At 60.5% G+C, this 15,184-nt stretch carries 12 protein-coding genes; 9 read left to right on the top strand and 3 right to left on the bottom strand.

Features of this window, described 5'->3' with window-relative positions; genetic code table 11:
• Window positions 1-564 precede the first annotated feature (564 nt).
• Window positions 565-1,569 carry a LacI family DNA-binding transcriptional regulator gene (locus ACTAQJ_RS06575; RefSeq protein ID WP_441437363.1) on the bottom strand — a complete coding sequence of 335 codons (1,005 nt, stop codon included), beginning with the start codon at window positions 1,567-1,569 and terminating at the stop codon, window positions 565-567.
• 151 nt (window positions 1,570-1,720) lie between these two features.
• Window positions 1,721-3,712 (bottom strand): carbohydrate binding domain-containing protein, encoded by a 1,992-nt coding sequence (locus ACTAQJ_RS06570; protein WP_498701488.1) that lies wholly within the window; start codon window positions 3,710-3,712, stop codon window positions 1,721-1,723.
• Between the two features lie 597 nt (window positions 3,713-4,309).
• Between ACTAQJ_RS06570 and ACTAQJ_RS06565 the strand changes: the two genes are divergently transcribed.
• A complete protein-coding gene (locus tag ACTAQJ_RS06565; RefSeq protein WP_498701487.1) occupies window positions 4,310-5,848 on the top strand; it encodes an alpha-L-fucosidase in 1,539 nt (512 codons plus the stop codon).
• A gap of 70 nt (window positions 5,849-5,918) precedes the next feature.
• Here the strand turns inward: ACTAQJ_RS06565 and ACTAQJ_RS06560 are convergent, their stop codons facing one another.
• On the bottom strand, window positions 5,919-6,506 hold the full coding sequence (locus tag ACTAQJ_RS06560) for a DUF1349 domain-containing protein (protein ID WP_441437360.1): 588 nt from the start codon (window positions 6,504-6,506) through the stop codon (window positions 5,919-5,921).
• A gap of 456 nt (window positions 6,507-6,962) precedes the next feature.
• On the opposite strand from ACTAQJ_RS06560, the gene ACTAQJ_RS06555 reads away from it, so the two are divergent.
• The 8 genes from ACTAQJ_RS06555 (at window position 6,963) to ACTAQJ_RS06520 (ending at window position 15,164) form a co-directional block, all read left to right on the top strand.
• The gene (locus tag ACTAQJ_RS06555; protein ID WP_441437359.1) at window positions 6,963-7,919 is read left to right on the top strand and encodes a transporter substrate-binding domain-containing protein; all 957 of its coding nucleotides are present in this window, start codon (window positions 6,963-6,965) and stop codon (window positions 7,917-7,919) included.
• A 34-nt stretch (window positions 7,920-7,953) separates the two neighbouring features.
• Window positions 7,954-8,610 carry an amino acid ABC transporter permease gene (locus tag ACTAQJ_RS06550; protein WP_498701486.1) on the top strand — a complete coding sequence of 219 codons (657 nt, stop codon included), beginning with the start codon at window positions 7,954-7,956 and terminating at the stop codon, window positions 8,608-8,610.
• Window positions 8,607-9,284, top strand: a complete 678-nt coding sequence (locus ACTAQJ_RS06545; RefSeq protein WP_498701485.1) for an amino acid ABC transporter permease — start codon at window positions 8,607-8,609, stop codon at window positions 9,282-9,284. Before ACTAQJ_RS06550 ends, ACTAQJ_RS06545 begins: the two co-directional genes overlap by 4 nt.
• A 115-nt stretch (window positions 9,285-9,399) precedes the next feature.
• A complete protein-coding gene (locus tag ACTAQJ_RS06540) occupies window positions 9,400-10,164 on the top strand; it encodes an SDR family NAD(P)-dependent oxidoreductase (RefSeq protein WP_498701484.1) in 765 nt (254 codons plus the stop codon).
• A gap of 14 nt (window positions 10,165-10,178) precedes the next feature.
• Entirely contained in the window at window positions 10,179-11,081 is a 903-nt protein-coding gene (locus ACTAQJ_RS06535) for an amino acid ABC transporter ATP-binding protein (protein ID WP_441437355.1), read from the top strand.
• Window positions 11,082-11,144: 63 nt separating this feature from the next.
• Entirely contained in the window at window positions 11,145-11,873 is a 729-nt protein-coding gene (locus ACTAQJ_RS06530; RefSeq protein WP_441437354.1) for an amino acid ABC transporter ATP-binding protein, read from the top strand.
• 293 nt (window positions 11,874-12,166) lie between these two features.
• Window positions 12,167-13,798, top strand: coding sequence for an FAD-dependent oxidoreductase (locus tag ACTAQJ_RS06525; RefSeq protein ID WP_498701483.1), 1,632 nt, complete (start codon window positions 12,167-12,169; stop codon window positions 13,796-13,798).
• Between the two features lie 31 nt (window positions 13,799-13,829).
• Entirely contained in the window at window positions 13,830-15,164 is a 1,335-nt protein-coding gene (locus ACTAQJ_RS06520; RefSeq protein WP_498701482.1) for an MFS transporter, read from the top strand.
• Window positions 15,165-15,184 lie beyond the last annotated feature (20 nt).

Genomic DNA, 15,184 nt, shown 5'->3' with positions numbered 1-15,184 from the left:
CGACGGCCTCTAGTGCTGTCTGAAGGAGCAACATCCCTGCGAACAGGTCGGGTGCTGTGATTCATGGTGTCCTCTCCATTGAGAATTTGTAACGCTCCAAATGGGCGCATCTACAGAATGATCTCGCACCATGGATTTGTCAAGTCAGCGCTTTCGACTTCTCAGAGATGCCCGGGAGCGGTGTTCGAGGAATCCTCTGTGAATGTCCCGTAGCGGCGGGCGCCGTCTGGCGCGCGCCGCTACGGCACGCTCCACCGGGGAGCTTTCAAAAAGCGAACGCAGTGACGTCACGAAGGCGATATCGACCCGCTACGCCCGCTTCAATCTGGCAGCGAGAAGCAGGTTCCGGAGGAGTTTGTGTGCGAGGACCGGCTGCATCGGGACCATGGACGGAAGGCCGTGCGGATAGCACCGGAGGCTGAGGGCCGTGCACCCGCGGGCGCCGCAGCGTCCGCCCTTCGGGGAGCCGGTGATGGAGGCTCTGCGGTTCTGCTGGGCAGGGCAGGGGGCAGTCGCTGCGCAGGTGCCGGCGACAACTGATGTGGTTTCCCCGGGGTCAGCGGGCTAAGCGGTTGATTCGCGCGCGACGAGGTGGAACGGAACGCTGAGTTGTTCGGGGACCGAGTCCGGGTCGGTGAGTTGCTTGGCTAGCAGCCGGATCGCCTCACGCGCCATCCACTCTTTGTCGATGAACATCGTGGAAAGCGTCGGTGAAGCAAACCGGCCGTCTTCGATGTCGTCGATTCCGATCACCGCGACGTCCTCCGGGACCTTCAGGCCGCGTCGCCGAAGCGCCGACATCGCGCCCAGTGCGAGCAGGTCGTTCGCGCAGAAAACCCCGTCAAACTCGACGCCGGCGTCGACGAGCTCTTCGATTGAGCGGGCTCCGTCGTCGCGAGTCCAATCCCGAACGGCCGTGACGGGCCCTGCTTCGCGCAGACCGGCCTCCTCCAGCGCCAGGTGAAAACCGGCTTCACGCTCCGACACCACGAATGGGTCACCGAACGTCTTGTCCCCGATCATCACCAGTCGCGACCGGCCCTGATCCAACAGGTGCTTGGTGGCAGTGTGTGAAATCGCCACCGAGTCAATGCCGACGCGATCAACGGACGACAACTTCGATCGCTCACCCAACAGCACGAGCGGTGCCCGGCCACGCCTCAGTTCGATCTCTTCGTCCTCGATCACCGATGGGCTGAAGATGAGACCATCCGCGGAGCCCAGATTCCACGAGTCCGCAGCTTCTCGTTCACGCTCCAGGAGATTATCGGTCTGCTGAACGATCAGGCGCATCCCGGCATCGTCGGCTGCGGCAACCGCGGCCCGCGCCAACTCGGCGAAGTAGGGCTGCGCAAAATTGGGGATCGCAAGACTCACGAGACCCGTCCGCCCTGAGACGAGATTCTGGCCAATGGCCTGGGGGCGGTAGCCGAGTTTTTCGATGGCCGCGTTGACGCGCTGGCGCATCGATTCCCTAACATTCGGATGGTTTCGGATCACGTTCGAAACGCTGCTCTTCGAGACGTGCGCCTCGGCGGCGACGTCTTCCAGTGTTACTTGCCGGCCCATTCCCGTCCTTCGATAATTAACTCGCCGCGCCTGAAGATCCATCGGCCGGCGGCCGATTTGGAGCGTAACAAAGACAGTAGCGTACGAAAGACAGTAGCGCGATGTGGCTGTGTCGGCGATTTGCCGACACAGCCACAGATTGAGTTGGTGACTAGCCCACCTCTTTCAGCGCGAGGTCATCGCATGCCCCGGCCGCCGATCCCGCGTTCTTGTAGCAATAGACGGTTGCTTGCGTGCTGGCAGTGCCCGTGGTGAACACCACTGCCGCGGGAGCGTATGTCGCCCCGGCCACCGCGTGGAATGACTCGGCAGCGCCGAATGACTTGACGCCGAGAGCAATCTCCTCGCCCGCCACCGCATGCAGCCACCCCGTGAGAACGTACGTCGTGCCGGGCCGGAGCCCGTTGATCGTTTGCTGAACCCCACTGTTCGCCGGTCCCGTCGCGAGCCCGAACGACCCGCTGTGGGCGGCACCAGCGTTGAGGCTGACGGGGACTGACGACGACGGCGTCCAGGGTGATGGAGAGCCGGTCTCGAACCCTCCGTTAGACACCAGGCTTCCTGGGTTGGTGAGCTTGACGATGCTGAAGTCGTCACAGAAGCCCGGGCCGGTCCCGGCGTTCTTGTAGCAGTAGATCGTCGCGGTCGTGTTGGTGGATCCGGTCGTGAATGCCACCGTATTGAGCGCCCAGGCCGTGTCGGTCGATTTGCTGAAGGTCTCCGTTCCGCCGTAGTTCTTGACTCCTATCGCGAGCTGCTCGCCGACGACACCCACCTTGACCCATGCCGAGAGGAGGTACGCGGTCGAGGGAGTGAGCCCGCTGACAGTGTTTTCGGCTCCGCTGTTCGCATTGCCGGTCTGCAGGGCAGAGGGGCCGTTCGACCACGTACTTGTCGTCACTGACGATCCTGACCCACTCAGCGTCCAGGGCGTGAGGGCTCCCGAATCAAAGCTGCCATTTGGAACAAGATTCGTGCTGGCTGTCTCATAGGCACCGATACTGGGTACAGCCGCAACCGGGTTGCCGACGAAATCCCGGCCGCCGTTCGAGGCGATGGGGACGCCAGCGCCCAAGGCGGGCGAGGACTCGCGCGGCTGATAGGCCGCCGCGCCGCCCGATGCCTGCGTCGCGGATTGCAGCGGACCGACCAACTGTGGCGACAGATAGATGGTCCCCGTCGTCGGCTCATTGTTATTGCGCGGCCCATACAGCAGGTTGTTGGCGAAGACGGAACCCGTCGTCTGCAGGTAGCCCTTGGATCCGAAGTTCAGCACCAGGTTGTTTCGGAGCTTGTAGGAACCTGACTGCGTATTGCCGGTTCGCGTTCCGATCACCGATGTCGCCCGTCCGGATGAGATATAGATCGTGTTGTTGTAGATGTCCGGAAGGGGCGCGGCTGAGCCGCTCTGGTTGGGGATGGCCCCGGGAAAGTCAAACACGTTGTGAGCTCGGTTGAAGTTGCTGGTAATCGGGCAACCGGCCGTGTTCGTATCGTCTTCGCTCACGTTGTAGCGGACGACCGTTCCGTCGCTTGGGGGTTCGCTCCCGATCTGCTGCATCATCAAGAGAAAGCCACCGGAGTTATTGCGCGAGTAGTTGTACTGGATCGTCGTATTGTGGTTGCCCCAGTCGACGTCGAACGCCATGCCGTCCTGCTGGTTGATCGTGCACGCCACTGTGTTGTTCTGGATCGTCGTGTCGCTGCTGCCGGCCACCCAGATTGAAGCTGCGGCCGTATTGCAGATGTTCCCGGAGGGCGGGCAGCCGGTCGTCGCTTTGACCCCGCCGTATGCCGCATCATTCCCGTCAATCAGCGCTCCAGCGCCGTTGACGACCAGGATGTCGTCGCCGCCGGAGTACCGGATGTTGTTGTTCAGGATGCGAACGTTCGTCGTCTGGCCCGTACCACGAGCGTTGCCGTCTGGTGTGACAGCAATGGCGATGCGGTCGACGTGGTCGAAGGTGTTGTTGGCGATCGTGATGTCGTTCCAGGTGGAGACGGACGCCGTCTGGTCGGTCTGGACGCCGATTCCCGCGTTCGACGAGTACCAGCCGCCTGACCATCCGGAGATATTGCGAACCGTCATGTTGGTAATGGAAATGCCCGAGAGCGTCGTCCCCGACGAGTTCTCGACCAGCACTCCGCTCCTGAACGCGGGGGACGCCGCGGCGTTACGGACCTCGAGACCCGAGAGTTGCCACTGCTGGACGTTGAGGAGCTTTGATCACCGCACCCACCACGCCGTTGCCATCGATGGTCGGGCTGGCACCAGATCCATAGCTTGTGATGACGGCGGGGCTGCCTGCCGCTCCCGACCCGGACGGTGTCAGCTGACCAACGCAGGTCGTTCCCGCCTTGAACAGGACTCGTTCGCCAGGGCCGAACTGCAGGGAGTTCACCGGTGCCAGCGAATTCCACGGACTCGCCTGAGTCCCAGGCCATTCGTGCTGGCCGAGCAATCAACGAAGTGGTCTGATCCTGCAGCGTTTGCCACCCCGGCGTTGCTTTGTGCCGCCACCGTGAGGAGTACGGCGGCGAGGAGGGAAAGCATGGCTCGGGGACGTTTCGGACTTTTCAGCATGGGATTTCCATTCCATTCTCCTTTGAACAGTCATATCCTTGGAGCGCTCCAAGTTGAGGTACACTGTCCTGCAGAACGCCCAATGCTGTCAACCTTCCAACAGGTCGGCTTGGCCCAAAAACCTCGATTCGATGACGCTCGTGAGAAGGATCCACAATGACGTTGCCCTTGATCAACCCTGACGACCTCCCCGTTCCGGTCGATGTTTCTGATAACACCGCGGCGTTGGCGGGCGTGAAGCAGGTCATCGATGCCGGGCCCTACGACTCGACCTGGGAGTCGCTACAGAGGTACCGGGCACCGCTGTGGTACCACGACGGCAAGTTCGGGATCTTCCTCCATTGGGGAGTGTTCTCCGTCCCTGCGTTTGAGGACGAGTGGTACTCCCGCTCCATGTACCTGCAGGGTACGAAGTCATTCGAGCATCACATCGCCACATACGGAGCGCAGCGCACATTCGGGTACAAGGACTTCATCCCAAGTTTCACCATGGACAAGTTCCAGCCCGACGACTGGACCGCGCTGTTCAAGGAGGCCGGGGCGCAGTTCGTGGTGCCGGTGGCCGAGCACCACGACGGTTTCGCCCTGTACGACACCGGCCGTTCGCGGTGGAGCGTGACGCAGATGGGCCCGCGCCAGGACGTGTTCCGGCAGCTCGGCGACGCAGTGGATCGTGCCTGGATGGTTCTCGGCGCGTCGAGTCATCGCGCAGAGCATTGGTTCTTCATGAACGGAGGTGCCCGGTTCGACTCCGACGTTCGCGATCCCGCTTACGCGGACTTCTATGGACCGGCCCAGCGTGAGGAGATCGCTCCGAATGAGCGCTTTCTCGAGGACTGGCTTCTGAGGTGTGTCGAGATCGTCGACAAATACCGGCCGCAGATCTTCTACTTCGATTGGTGGATCGAGTCGGCTGCGTTCGAGCCGTATCTGCGTCGCTTCGCTGCGTACTACTACAACCGCGCCGCCGAGTGGGGCCGTGAGGTCGTCATCAACTTCAAGTGGAATTCATTCGCGCCCGGGAGCGCTGTCTACGACATCGAACGCGGGACGATGGGCGGCATTCGCGACGACATTTGGCAGAATGACACGTCGGTGTCGCGAACATCGTGGAGCTGGGTCGAAGGACACGTGTACAAAGGCGCCGACGAGCTAATTGCCGAACTGGTTGACACCGTCTCAAAAAACGGCGTTCTCCTCCTGAACGTCGGACCGAAGCCCGACGGCACCATCCCGGAAAGGGAACGACAGCTCCTCAAAGCCATCGGGGAGTGGCTGACCCGAAACGGGGAAGCGATCTACGGCAGTCGACCGTGGATCATTCCCGGGGAAGGTCCAACGGTGGTCACGGCCGGCTCGTTCGTCGACACTTCCTCGCCTGATTACACCGGCGCCGATGTTCGTTTCACGACTCGGAACGATGTCACCGGCGACTACGTTTATGCGACATTGCTTGCACATCCGCAGGATGGAAAGGCCAGAATCCGATCGTTTGGAAGCGGCGCCGGGCTCCTTACCCGAGGAATCCGGGAGGTTCGAGTCCTCGGTTCTGCCGACGACGTTGCTTGGCAGCGTTCCGCTGAGTCGCTTGATGTGACGTTGCCGCCCCAATCGTCGACGGCGGCGGGTCCGGTCGTGCGGCTCTATCTCGAAGACGAGGCTCGCCCACCCCGTCAAGACTTCTTGCACGGATGAGGAGGATATCCGTGCTGGGAGACTGCAGGACAGTTAGGGCAGGCGGGGGAGCGCGGCCTTCGATGGGCACCTAAGCGTCGGGGTGCAAGCTGTCGTCCGGGGCTGTCGTTCGCCAGGACGTGAAGAGCACGGTGAGGTTAGGGCGCGAAGGGGCGCAGCAGTAGGGCCCTGCGGTGACGACAGCTTCCGGGTCAAGAGGCGCTACCCTTACCAGCTGCCATAGGTCGTCATCAACTCGGGCCCGGACGGTCAGGGCGTTGCCGGACCTACTGGCCCGGACAGTGACGTACCGGCCATCCCAGCCGGGAACCGGGGACAAAGACCAATCAGATACACCACGCGTCACCACCGCTCCGAGGCTTCCCTCGCCGTCGCTCCACTCGATGCCCGTCTTGATCCATGTCGTGTCATCGACACGGACGAAGATCCCGGCCTGGTCGAACTGGGCCGAGAAATCGAGATGGAAAGACACCTCCATGGCAGTGTCCTGCCCGAAAGGGGCGAGGAGGGCGTGTTCGGTGTCGTGAATGAATCCGTACGAAGTGACGCGCCAGGCGTCACTCTTCTCGACGGCGGTCACCAGCATGCCGTCTTCGGCAAACTCCACGTTCGCAGGTTCGGTCGTCCAAGTTCCCTCGGTCCAAGCAATTTCAGTCATTGTGTCAATTCCTTTTCGCCGCAGTCGGCGTCGGCGTGGCTGTCTTGCTGGCAGGCTTGGACACGGCGTCGCTCGACGTGCCGCTGCCTCCGCAAGCCGTCAAAGCGATGACGATCAGTGCCGAGCCCCAAATCCATGCAGAGCGTTCTCATTCATAGATTTCCCCAGGAAAGTCGAGTGGTACGACGGCAACGGCAGATGAGATAACACTACTGCCTGCCAGAGCGAGGAACGGTACTCGGCAGCCTGACGCGCATGCACGGGTATTCATGACCCGGGAATTGCCGGCACAACCGGCCTAGTCAAAGCCGCAATCAAACGCTGCCCAGACAAATTTGACGAAACTTCAAATACGATCAAAAACCTGTAGGTTTTCCTATACGATATGAGATAGCATGATTTACATCACAGCAACGTGGATCGAATGAGCCGCGTCCCCACAAGGAAGGACTTGAGATGGCCATCAGCGACAAGACCGAGAACGACACGCAGGAAGCCCAGGCAACCAAGGCCACTGAGCACCCCGGACGCCGCGGGCTCATTGCCGGCGCAGCCGCTGGTGCTGCCGTATTTGGCCTGACCCGCCTCATTCCGGGCGCCGACGGCGGTGCGAGCTCTGGGGGTGCCGGCGCGCCGGACAAAGAACCTTTGGTGGACAAGTGGCGTCGTACAAAGGAAGCCAACCTGGGCTGGGAGTTCTCCACCCCCTTGATGCAGTTCCGCAACTCCGCAGGGGAGCCGGACGGGTTCAGCGTTGAAATGATCAAGATGATGATGGCGGACCTGGACAAGGACATTAAGATCAACTTCACCGAGATGCCCTTCGCTCAGCTGGTCCCTGCGCTGGTGTCGGGCAAAGTCGAAATGCTCGAACCGGTGACGAACCTGCCGACTCGGGCAAACGAGGGCATGTTCGCGGATATCCCGGCGAACTATGCAGCCATCTACGCTCTTCGTAGGCCTGGCAGCACTCTTGAAAAGGACGCCCAACTGAACGATCCAGCCGTGAAGATCGCTGTGATCCAGGGATCCTCGCAGGCCATTATCGGCGCCCAACGATACCCCAGGGCAACGTTCGTTGCTTTGGCCGATGCAACTGTGGCTATCGCAGAGGTTGCTTCGGGCCGTGCGGACATCACGTTGGCATCGATCTTCAATGTCATGAACGGGCTCCGCAACAACCCGGGCCTGACGGTGTTGCCCGGCGATCCGCTGTACGTAGACGTCAACACCTTCCTTCTGCCCCAGGGCGACTTCAAGTCGCAGGTCTGGGTTTCAAACTGGCTTCGCCACCACGCTGGCCGTGGCACGATCGCGACACTGTGGAACAAATGGGTCGGAGATGCGCTCCGGACCGAATTCAAGCTCCCGGTCGTCACCGTCGGACCCGGCGGCGCCCTCATTGAGGTCTAACCGGGATAGCCTCCCCACAGCCACTTAGGAAATAATGCCTGATATGAATTGGGGCGAAGTCCTCAGCCGGTATGACCTCTTCCTTGCCGGGGCAGCAGTGGACATTTACATTGCCCTTGCAAGCTTTGTGCTAACAGTCGTCGTCGGCCTCTGCTTAGCCTCGATGTCCCGCGGAAACGGTTCTTTCAGAACGATTTCCTACATCCTCGTCCAGTTCGTGCGCGGCGCCCCGTTGTACGTTCTCCTTCTCTGGGTCTATTTCGGCGTATCGCAGGTCATCGGATTCAACATCCCGCCGGTGGCTGCCGTGATCGTCGCACTAGGCATTGCAACGTCCGGAGTCACGGCCGAGGTCTTCCGATCCTCATTCCTTGCCCTCGACAAGGGACAGGCGTTGGCGGCCAAATCCTTCGGAATGACACGCTGGCAGGCTTACAGTTCCGTGCTGTTTCCCCAAGCAATCCGAATTGCCCTACCCCAGCTGGGGAACGTCTTCGTCATGCAACTCAAAGGGGCCACCTACGCTGCCGTCATCGGAGTCGCTGAAGCCGTTTTCGTAGCACAGGACATGTCGACAAGCCTGTTCCTGCCGTTCGAGGCCTACGCAGGATTGGCAATAATCCTGATCCTGATGGCCTTCGCGGCGTCCTTTGCCTTCAACCTCGCCGAAAGGGGGCTACGGATCAAATGAGCGACTGGTTCGAAAAACTATGGGCCACCTGGGGACCTGTTCTGGGTTCCACCGGTGCTATCTCCGAGGGCATCTACGTCACACTCGCGGTGACCTTCGCGTCGTTCGGCCTTGCCTGCATCGGTGGGCTCATCCTGACCCTGATGCGTCTGAGCGGCCTCAAGTGGCTGGAAAAGACCGCATTTGCATTGACGCAGATTTTCCGGTCGCTCTCGGCCTTTGTTTACATCCTCTTTATCTACTTCGCGCTCCCTGCCGTCACCGGCATTCCGATCCCACCCATAGTGGCTGGAATTATCGGTCTCACCATTCTCAACAGCGCCTACATCGCAGAGATCCTGCGCTCGGCCTTGTCCAGCGTTGGAAGCGGCCAGCGGGAAGCGGCGGCCGTTTTGGGCATGTCGGCCACCCGCACCTACACCGACATCATCCTGCCGCAAGGAGTCCGGGTGGCCATCCCTTCGTTGGTCAGTCAGTGGACGATCATCCTCAAGGATTCCTCGATCATCGGTGTTATCGGCGTTGCCGACATCATGTACAGGGCAAGCCACACAGCCGCCAAGACTTTCCAATACTTCGAGTACTACACCCTTGTGGGACTCATGTATGTGGTGGTCGTTTTCATCATGACTATCTTCAGTTCATGGGTCGAGCGAAAGCTGCGAATTCCGTGATCCTTTCCCTCACTCGTGCTCCCCGGCGGCCTTCCACGGCCGCCGGGCAGCAGATCTTCAAGCCAGCACCCCTTGTACGCCAGGCAGATGGTGGACATCAACCCGGAAGGTTCCCATGCGTTTTCAATCAAAGGTAGTCCTCATCACTGGAGCTGCCGGCGGCTTGGGGGAGGCTTCCACCCGACGCTTTGCAGCTGAAGGCGCCTCACTGATCCTCACCGATCTGGACCAGGACAAAGTCGAGACTCTGGCGGCCAAGTGCCGTGCCGAGTTCGGGACAGCGGTCGTGACTATGGCCGGCGATGTCTCGGAGGAAGAGGTCGTGAACCGGGTGGTGGCGACCGGCCTGGAGGCGTTCGGGCGCATCGATGTGCTGTTCAATAACGCCGGAATCAATCCCACTGGAAACGTTGTTAACACCCCGCTGGACGTTTGGGATCTGACCATGAAAGTCAACCTCCGCTCAGCGTTCATGATGACTTCACGCGTGATCCCGTCGATGATCGAAGCCGGAGGCGGCGTCATCGTCAACACAGCCTCCATTGCCGCGTTCAAGGCCTCCACCAACGAAGCCGCCTACAGCGTCTCCAAGGCAGCGTTGCTCCAGCTGACCAAAGTGACGGCCCGAGACTTCGCCGACGCCAACATTCGGGTCAACGCAGTCTGCCCAGGAATTCTGGAAAATTTCATGGCAGACCGCAAGGTCATTTCCTCCGACGAAATGATGGAAAAGCGGCGCGCCAGGGTCCGGGAAATAGTTCCCTTCAAGAGGGAGGGGCGCTATGAAGAGATCGCTAACCTCGTTGCTTTCCTTGCCTGCGATGATTCGTCGTATGTCACCGGCGCTGCCTTCACGGCTGATGGCGGCCTCACAGTATGAAAGGGCCACAAGCCATGAACGATCCGCTAGTCGAAAACGGCGAAGAACTCATGACGCACGAGGATATAGCCGTTGGAGACATTGAAGATCTCCCTGACGCGGACCCCCAGCGCGACGAAACTGAACAGCGCGTACCGATTCTTGCACTTCGCAAAGTGTCCAAGACCTACAACGCCGGCACCGCCAAAGAGGTCAATGTACTCAAAGGCATTAATCTGGACGTCTACGCCGGCGAAGTAGTGGTCCTTGTCGGCCCCAGCGGCTGCGGCAAGAGCACACTGCTGCGGTCCATGAACCTCATTGCGCCCCCAGACACGGGATCCATCACCTTCAAGGGCAAGACCTGGACCAACAGTGAGATCGACTTCTTCGATTTCAGGGGTCGCCGGGCAGAAATGCAGGCGATGGCACAGTGGCGGATGTCCATGGGTATGGTTTTCCAGAGTTTCAATCTCTTTCCGCACAAGACAGTGCTTGAGAACGCCATGATAGGTCCGCTCAGGGCTAAGAACATTGATCGTGTCGAAGCTGAGAAACTTGCCCTTGCCGGGCTGCGCAAAGTCGGCATGGAACAGAAGAGAGACTTCTTCCCCAGTTCCCTCTCCGGAGGTCAGAAGCAACGCGTTGCCATTGCCCGTGCGCTTGCTATGCAGCCTGACGTCATGCTCTTTGACGAAGCAACCTCCGCTCTGGACCCTGAGTTGCGGGTCGACATACTTGAGGAAATGAAGCAGCTCGCATCCGAGGGAATGACCATGGTGGTCGTCACCCACGAACTTGCCTTCGCGCGGGAGGTCGGCAGCCGCGTCATTTTCATGGAAAGCGGTCAAATTGCCGAGGATGGGCCAGCCAAAGAAACCATCGACAACCCCACGCACCCACGGTTCATCGAGTTCCTCCGTGCACTTCACCACTGACACGCCGGCCGGCTTCGCCCCAAGTCGAGCCCACAGCAGTTACGCAAGCAAAGGACGCATCACATGATCACTGTTCAGGGCGTCTCCAAATCCTACGGGGCTGTGGAGGTTCTCAAAGATTGTTCCCTGCAGGTGGAGAAGGGGGAAGTCGTCATTATTTGCGGCCCATCCGGCTCCGGCAAGAGCACTTTCATCAAGACCCTCAACGGACTCGAACCGATCAACGCGGGACGAATTGACATCGCCGGGTTCAAGCTGGAGCCGGGCAAAAAGGTGCCACGCAAACTCCACTTCAATGTCGGCATGGTCTTTCAACACTTCGAACTCTTCCCGCATCTCACGGCCCTGCAGAATGTTGCATTGCCCCAGGTCAAGGTTCTTCGCCGAAGCAAGGCCAAAGCCATGGAACGGTCGAAACAACTACTGGCCCGTGTCGGGTTGGAAGCGCACGGGGACAAATACCCGCAAAACCTCTCTGGTGGGCAACAACAGCGGGTGGCCATCGCGCGCACCCTGGCCATGGACCCTGAGATCATGCTCTTCGACGAGCCGACATCCGCGCTGGACCCGGAAATGGTCAACGAAGTGCTCTCAGTCATGACTGGTCTGGCAAAGGAGGGCATGACAATGCTGTGTGTCACCCACGAAATGGGCTTCGCCAAAAGGGCCGCGGACCGGGTGGTTTTCATGGACCAGGGCAGGATCCTTGAAGACCTGCCCGTTGAAGAGTTTTTTCAGAACTCCACAACGCAACGTGCCAGGGATTTCCTCTCGAAGATTCTGGTGCTGTAGGGCCGACGGGTCCTTTGGGCATGAGGTCCACGACTCGGCTGAGTCCACCAGCGTACGGTTCACATCAAATCCTGGGACCCCGCCGTCCAGAAAATCTTCCCAAAAGCAATTTCACTATTAAAGGATCTCCTATAGGATTTCCAATAGCATCATTCGCGTCGCAGTAGGTGCCGCAGAGAACAATCCGTTTGCCCTAAGCAGCCCGGGAGGGAAGAACCACCGCCGATGAAACCCGCAACAAGCACCGACAGCAGACAATCCAGCGAAGCAACAAAAGTGGGGCAACACAGGCGATGAGCAGATTCTTTTGCGACGTGGCCGTGGTCGGTTCGGGCGGCGCTGCGCTCGTTGCCGCATGCGCCGCGGCCGACCACGGTTTGTCCGTCGCCGTCCTGGAGTCGACGAGTCTGCTTGGCGGGACAACAGCGCTCTCTGGTGGTCAGATGTGGATTCCAGGGTCTCCGGCCATGACTCGTGCCGGCGTCGAAGACTCCGCTGACGATGCCCTGCAGTACTTGCGGCGCACCACCCTCCGAACCACCTCGGAGGCATCCCTGCAGTCTTTCGTTGCCAACGCGCCACGCTTCATTGACTACCTTGAGAACGAACTGGACATGCCGGTGGTCAGTATTGACCGTCCGGACTACCACCCAGACTGGACGGGCGCCGCCTCCGGTCGTTCCCTCGAGCCGTTGCCGGTCTCCACGGAGGAACTTGGCCCCTGGCGTGATCGCACCCGGACATCGCCGATAAGGGGACCCATTACCGGCCCTGAAGGACGTACCGGGGTCCAGGAGTCTGTCCTTCGTGAGCGCTCCGCTGCCGACGTGCGTACACAAGGTTCCGGGCTTGTTGCGGGTCTGGTGAAGGCGGCCCTGCGGCGCGGCGTCGATCTGCAGATTAATGCGCGGGTCACGGCCATCACAAGGGCATCCGAACAGTTTGTTCTGGACACTGCCAAGGGCAAGATCAGTGCAGGAACCGTAGTATTGGCCGCCGGCGGTTTCGCCAGGAATGCGACCCTTCGCTCCGCCTTCCTGCCCCGTGTTGACATCGTCCCCACCGCGGCACCTGGATCCTTGGGGGATGGTCTGAAGCTGGGCACCTCCCTTGGCGGGTCTCTGAGGGGGATGAGCGAAGCGTGGTGGACCGCTGCGATATCCATCGGCGGCGAGTCCATAGACAATGCGCCCCTGCATCGCAACGTCGTCCGGGAACTCGCCTACCCGGGATCCATCCTCGTCAACGCGTCAGGGGAGAGGTTCGTCAATGAAGCAAGTTCTTACAACGACCTCGGCAAAGCGTTCTTTGCGTTTGATCCAGCCAGCCACCGGTTCCCTAACCAACCTGCTTGGCTGATCTTCGACGCCGACTTCCGCAGCACCCGAACGGTTGCCGGAGTGGCCCCCACGGCGAGCCTTCCAAACGAATTTATCCAGGAAGAGGACCTTGAGTCCCTGGCCGACCGCGCCGGTATCGACGCAACGTCGTTGATTCAAACCGTCACCCAAACCAACCAGATGGCTGCAACCGGCACTGATATCCAGTTCGGCCGGGGGAACAGCCCCCACGACCGGTTCAACGGCGACGAAACACACAAGCCCAACCCCTGCCTGGGTCCTATCGCGCAGCCGCCATTCTTCGCTGTCCCAGTCGTCCTTGGTGCCAACGGAACCAAAGGCGGCCTTGCTACGGACCACCTCTCACGAGTCCTGGATCACGACGGCGTACCGGTCGAAGGACTCTTCGCCGTCGGTGAGAACGCAGCGGCATTAATGGGCCCGGGATACGCAGGATCAGGAGCCTCCCTGGGCCCGGCCCTCACCGCGGCCTTCACGCTTGCCGAACACCTGGGCCGACCCCGAACCAACTCCCAGGCCAGCGACCACAAACACTCAATAGCCCCGCAGGTTAAACCCTCCTGACCCGGGTTGCACCACAGAAAGGAGGCCACACGTGGCCACCCAAACCAACAACCTACCCCGGCCTAAACCGAGGATTGTTCTCGCCGCATGCTTCGGTCACGCCGTTGAATGGTTCGAATTCGGCGTTTACGGATACCTGGCGACGGTGCTGGGAAAACTGTTCTTCCCAAGCGCAGATCCGGCAACCTCGATCCTGTCGGCATTGGCGGTATTTGGCGTAGCCTTCTTGGCCCGCCCCGTGGGTGCTGTGATCTTCGGCAATCTCGGAGACAAACTCGGCCGTCGGGCCGTCCTTTCCACCACGATCTTGCTTATGGGCGGCGCCACAACAGCCATCGGCCTGCTGCCTACCTACGAGGCCATTGGCGTCCTCGCGCCCGTTCTGCTGATCTCCCTTCGTCTTCTTCAAGGACTCTCCGCCGGTGGTGAGACATCCGGTGCAGCAGCGTTCCTTGCCGAGTCAGCTCCCGAAGGCCGGCGTGCGCTGTGGACTTCCAGCATCCAAGCAGTGGGAATCGTTGCGTTTGTCTGTGCGGCGTCCCTTGTAGCGGCCCTGACGGCCGTCCTTGGTGAAGAGGCATTGATCGCCTGGGGTTGGCGGATTCCCTTCCTGCTGTCGCTTCCGCTGGCCGGCATCGGGCTCTATCTCCGATTCAAAGTCGAAGAAACCCCTGCGTTCCAGGCAGCCGTAGCCAAGGAGGAGTCCGAACACCGGCCCGTGCCGATCAGGCAGCTGCTCGGTCACCACAAAAAAGCACTGCTGCTCCTGATCTGTATCGTCATGGTCGAAGCTGTCGCCTCCTACGTGGCCAAGACGTACGCCTCCACTTACCTCATCTCTACGATCGGTCTGAGTTCCAGCGCGGCTCTGCTGTCCACTTCGGTGACTTTGTTGCTGGCGGCGGCGTTGATTCCCTTCTACGCCCTGCTCAGCGACAGGATCGGTCGTAAGCCTCTTCTCATCGGCGGCACCCTGGGGCTCATGGTTCTCGCCGTCCCGGCCTTCCTGCTCATCGGATCCGGCAGCCTCGTAGGGGCCATCGTCGGGCAGATCATGGCCATCGTCCCGGGAACAGCCATTTCCGTAGCCGTGGTCGTGGCCCAAACCGAACTCTTCCCGACTGAGGTCCGCTACTCCGGAGCGTCACTGGGCTACAACGTCGCCTACGCACTGTTCGGCGGCACCGCCCCATATATGGCGGCGTTCCTCGTCGCCTCCACCGGGCTGAAACTCATGCCGGCGTTCTACCTGATCGTGATCGGCGCTATCGGGATGATCGCGATCTTGAAGCTGCCGGAGACCTATAAGAGGAACCTCACCGTCACATCGACCAGCCTGGCGCGCGTTCCCGTGCATTCACAGTGATCCCTCAAAGGAGTGCCACA

The sequence above is a fragment of the Arthrobacter sp. alpha11c genome, from assembly GCF_054149985.1.
This window is presented reverse-complemented; position numbering and strand designations above follow the sequence as displayed.

Bases quoted from the DNA above. Each gene is read 5' to 3' on its own strand.
- ACTAQJ_RS06575 (WP_441437363.1), bottom strand. From the start codon at position 1,569: ATGGGCCGGCAAGTAACACTGGAAGACGTCGCCGCCGAGGCGCACGTC.
- ACTAQJ_RS06565 (WP_498701487.1), top strand. From the start codon at position 4,310: ATGACGTTGCCCTTGATCAACCCTGACGACCTCCCCGTTCCGGTCGAT.
- ACTAQJ_RS06560 (WP_441437360.1), bottom strand. From the start codon at position 6,506: ATGACTGAAATTGCTTGGACCGAGGGAACTTGGACGACCGAACCTGCG.
- ACTAQJ_RS06555 (WP_441437359.1), top strand. From the start codon at position 6,963: ATGGCCATCAGCGACAAGACCGAGAACGACACGCAGGAAGCCCAGGCA.
- ACTAQJ_RS06550 (WP_498701486.1), top strand. From the start codon at position 7,954: ATGCCTGATATGAATTGGGGCGAAGTCCTCAGCCGGTATGACCTCTTC.
- ACTAQJ_RS06545 (WP_498701485.1), top strand. From the start codon at position 8,607: ATGAGCGACTGGTTCGAAAAACTATGGGCCACCTGGGGACCTGTTCTG.
- ACTAQJ_RS06540 (WP_498701484.1), top strand. From the start codon at position 9,400: ATGCGTTTTCAATCAAAGGTAGTCCTCATCACTGGAGCTGCCGGCGGC.
- ACTAQJ_RS06535 (WP_441437355.1), top strand. From the start codon at position 10,179: ATGAACGATCCGCTAGTCGAAAACGGCGAAGAACTCATGACGCACGAG.
- ACTAQJ_RS06530 (WP_441437354.1), top strand. From the start codon at position 11,145: ATGATCACTGTTCAGGGCGTCTCCAAATCCTACGGGGCTGTGGAGGTT.
- ACTAQJ_RS06525 (WP_498701483.1), top strand. From the start codon at position 12,167: ATGAGCAGATTCTTTTGCGACGTGGCCGTGGTCGGTTCGGGCGGCGCT.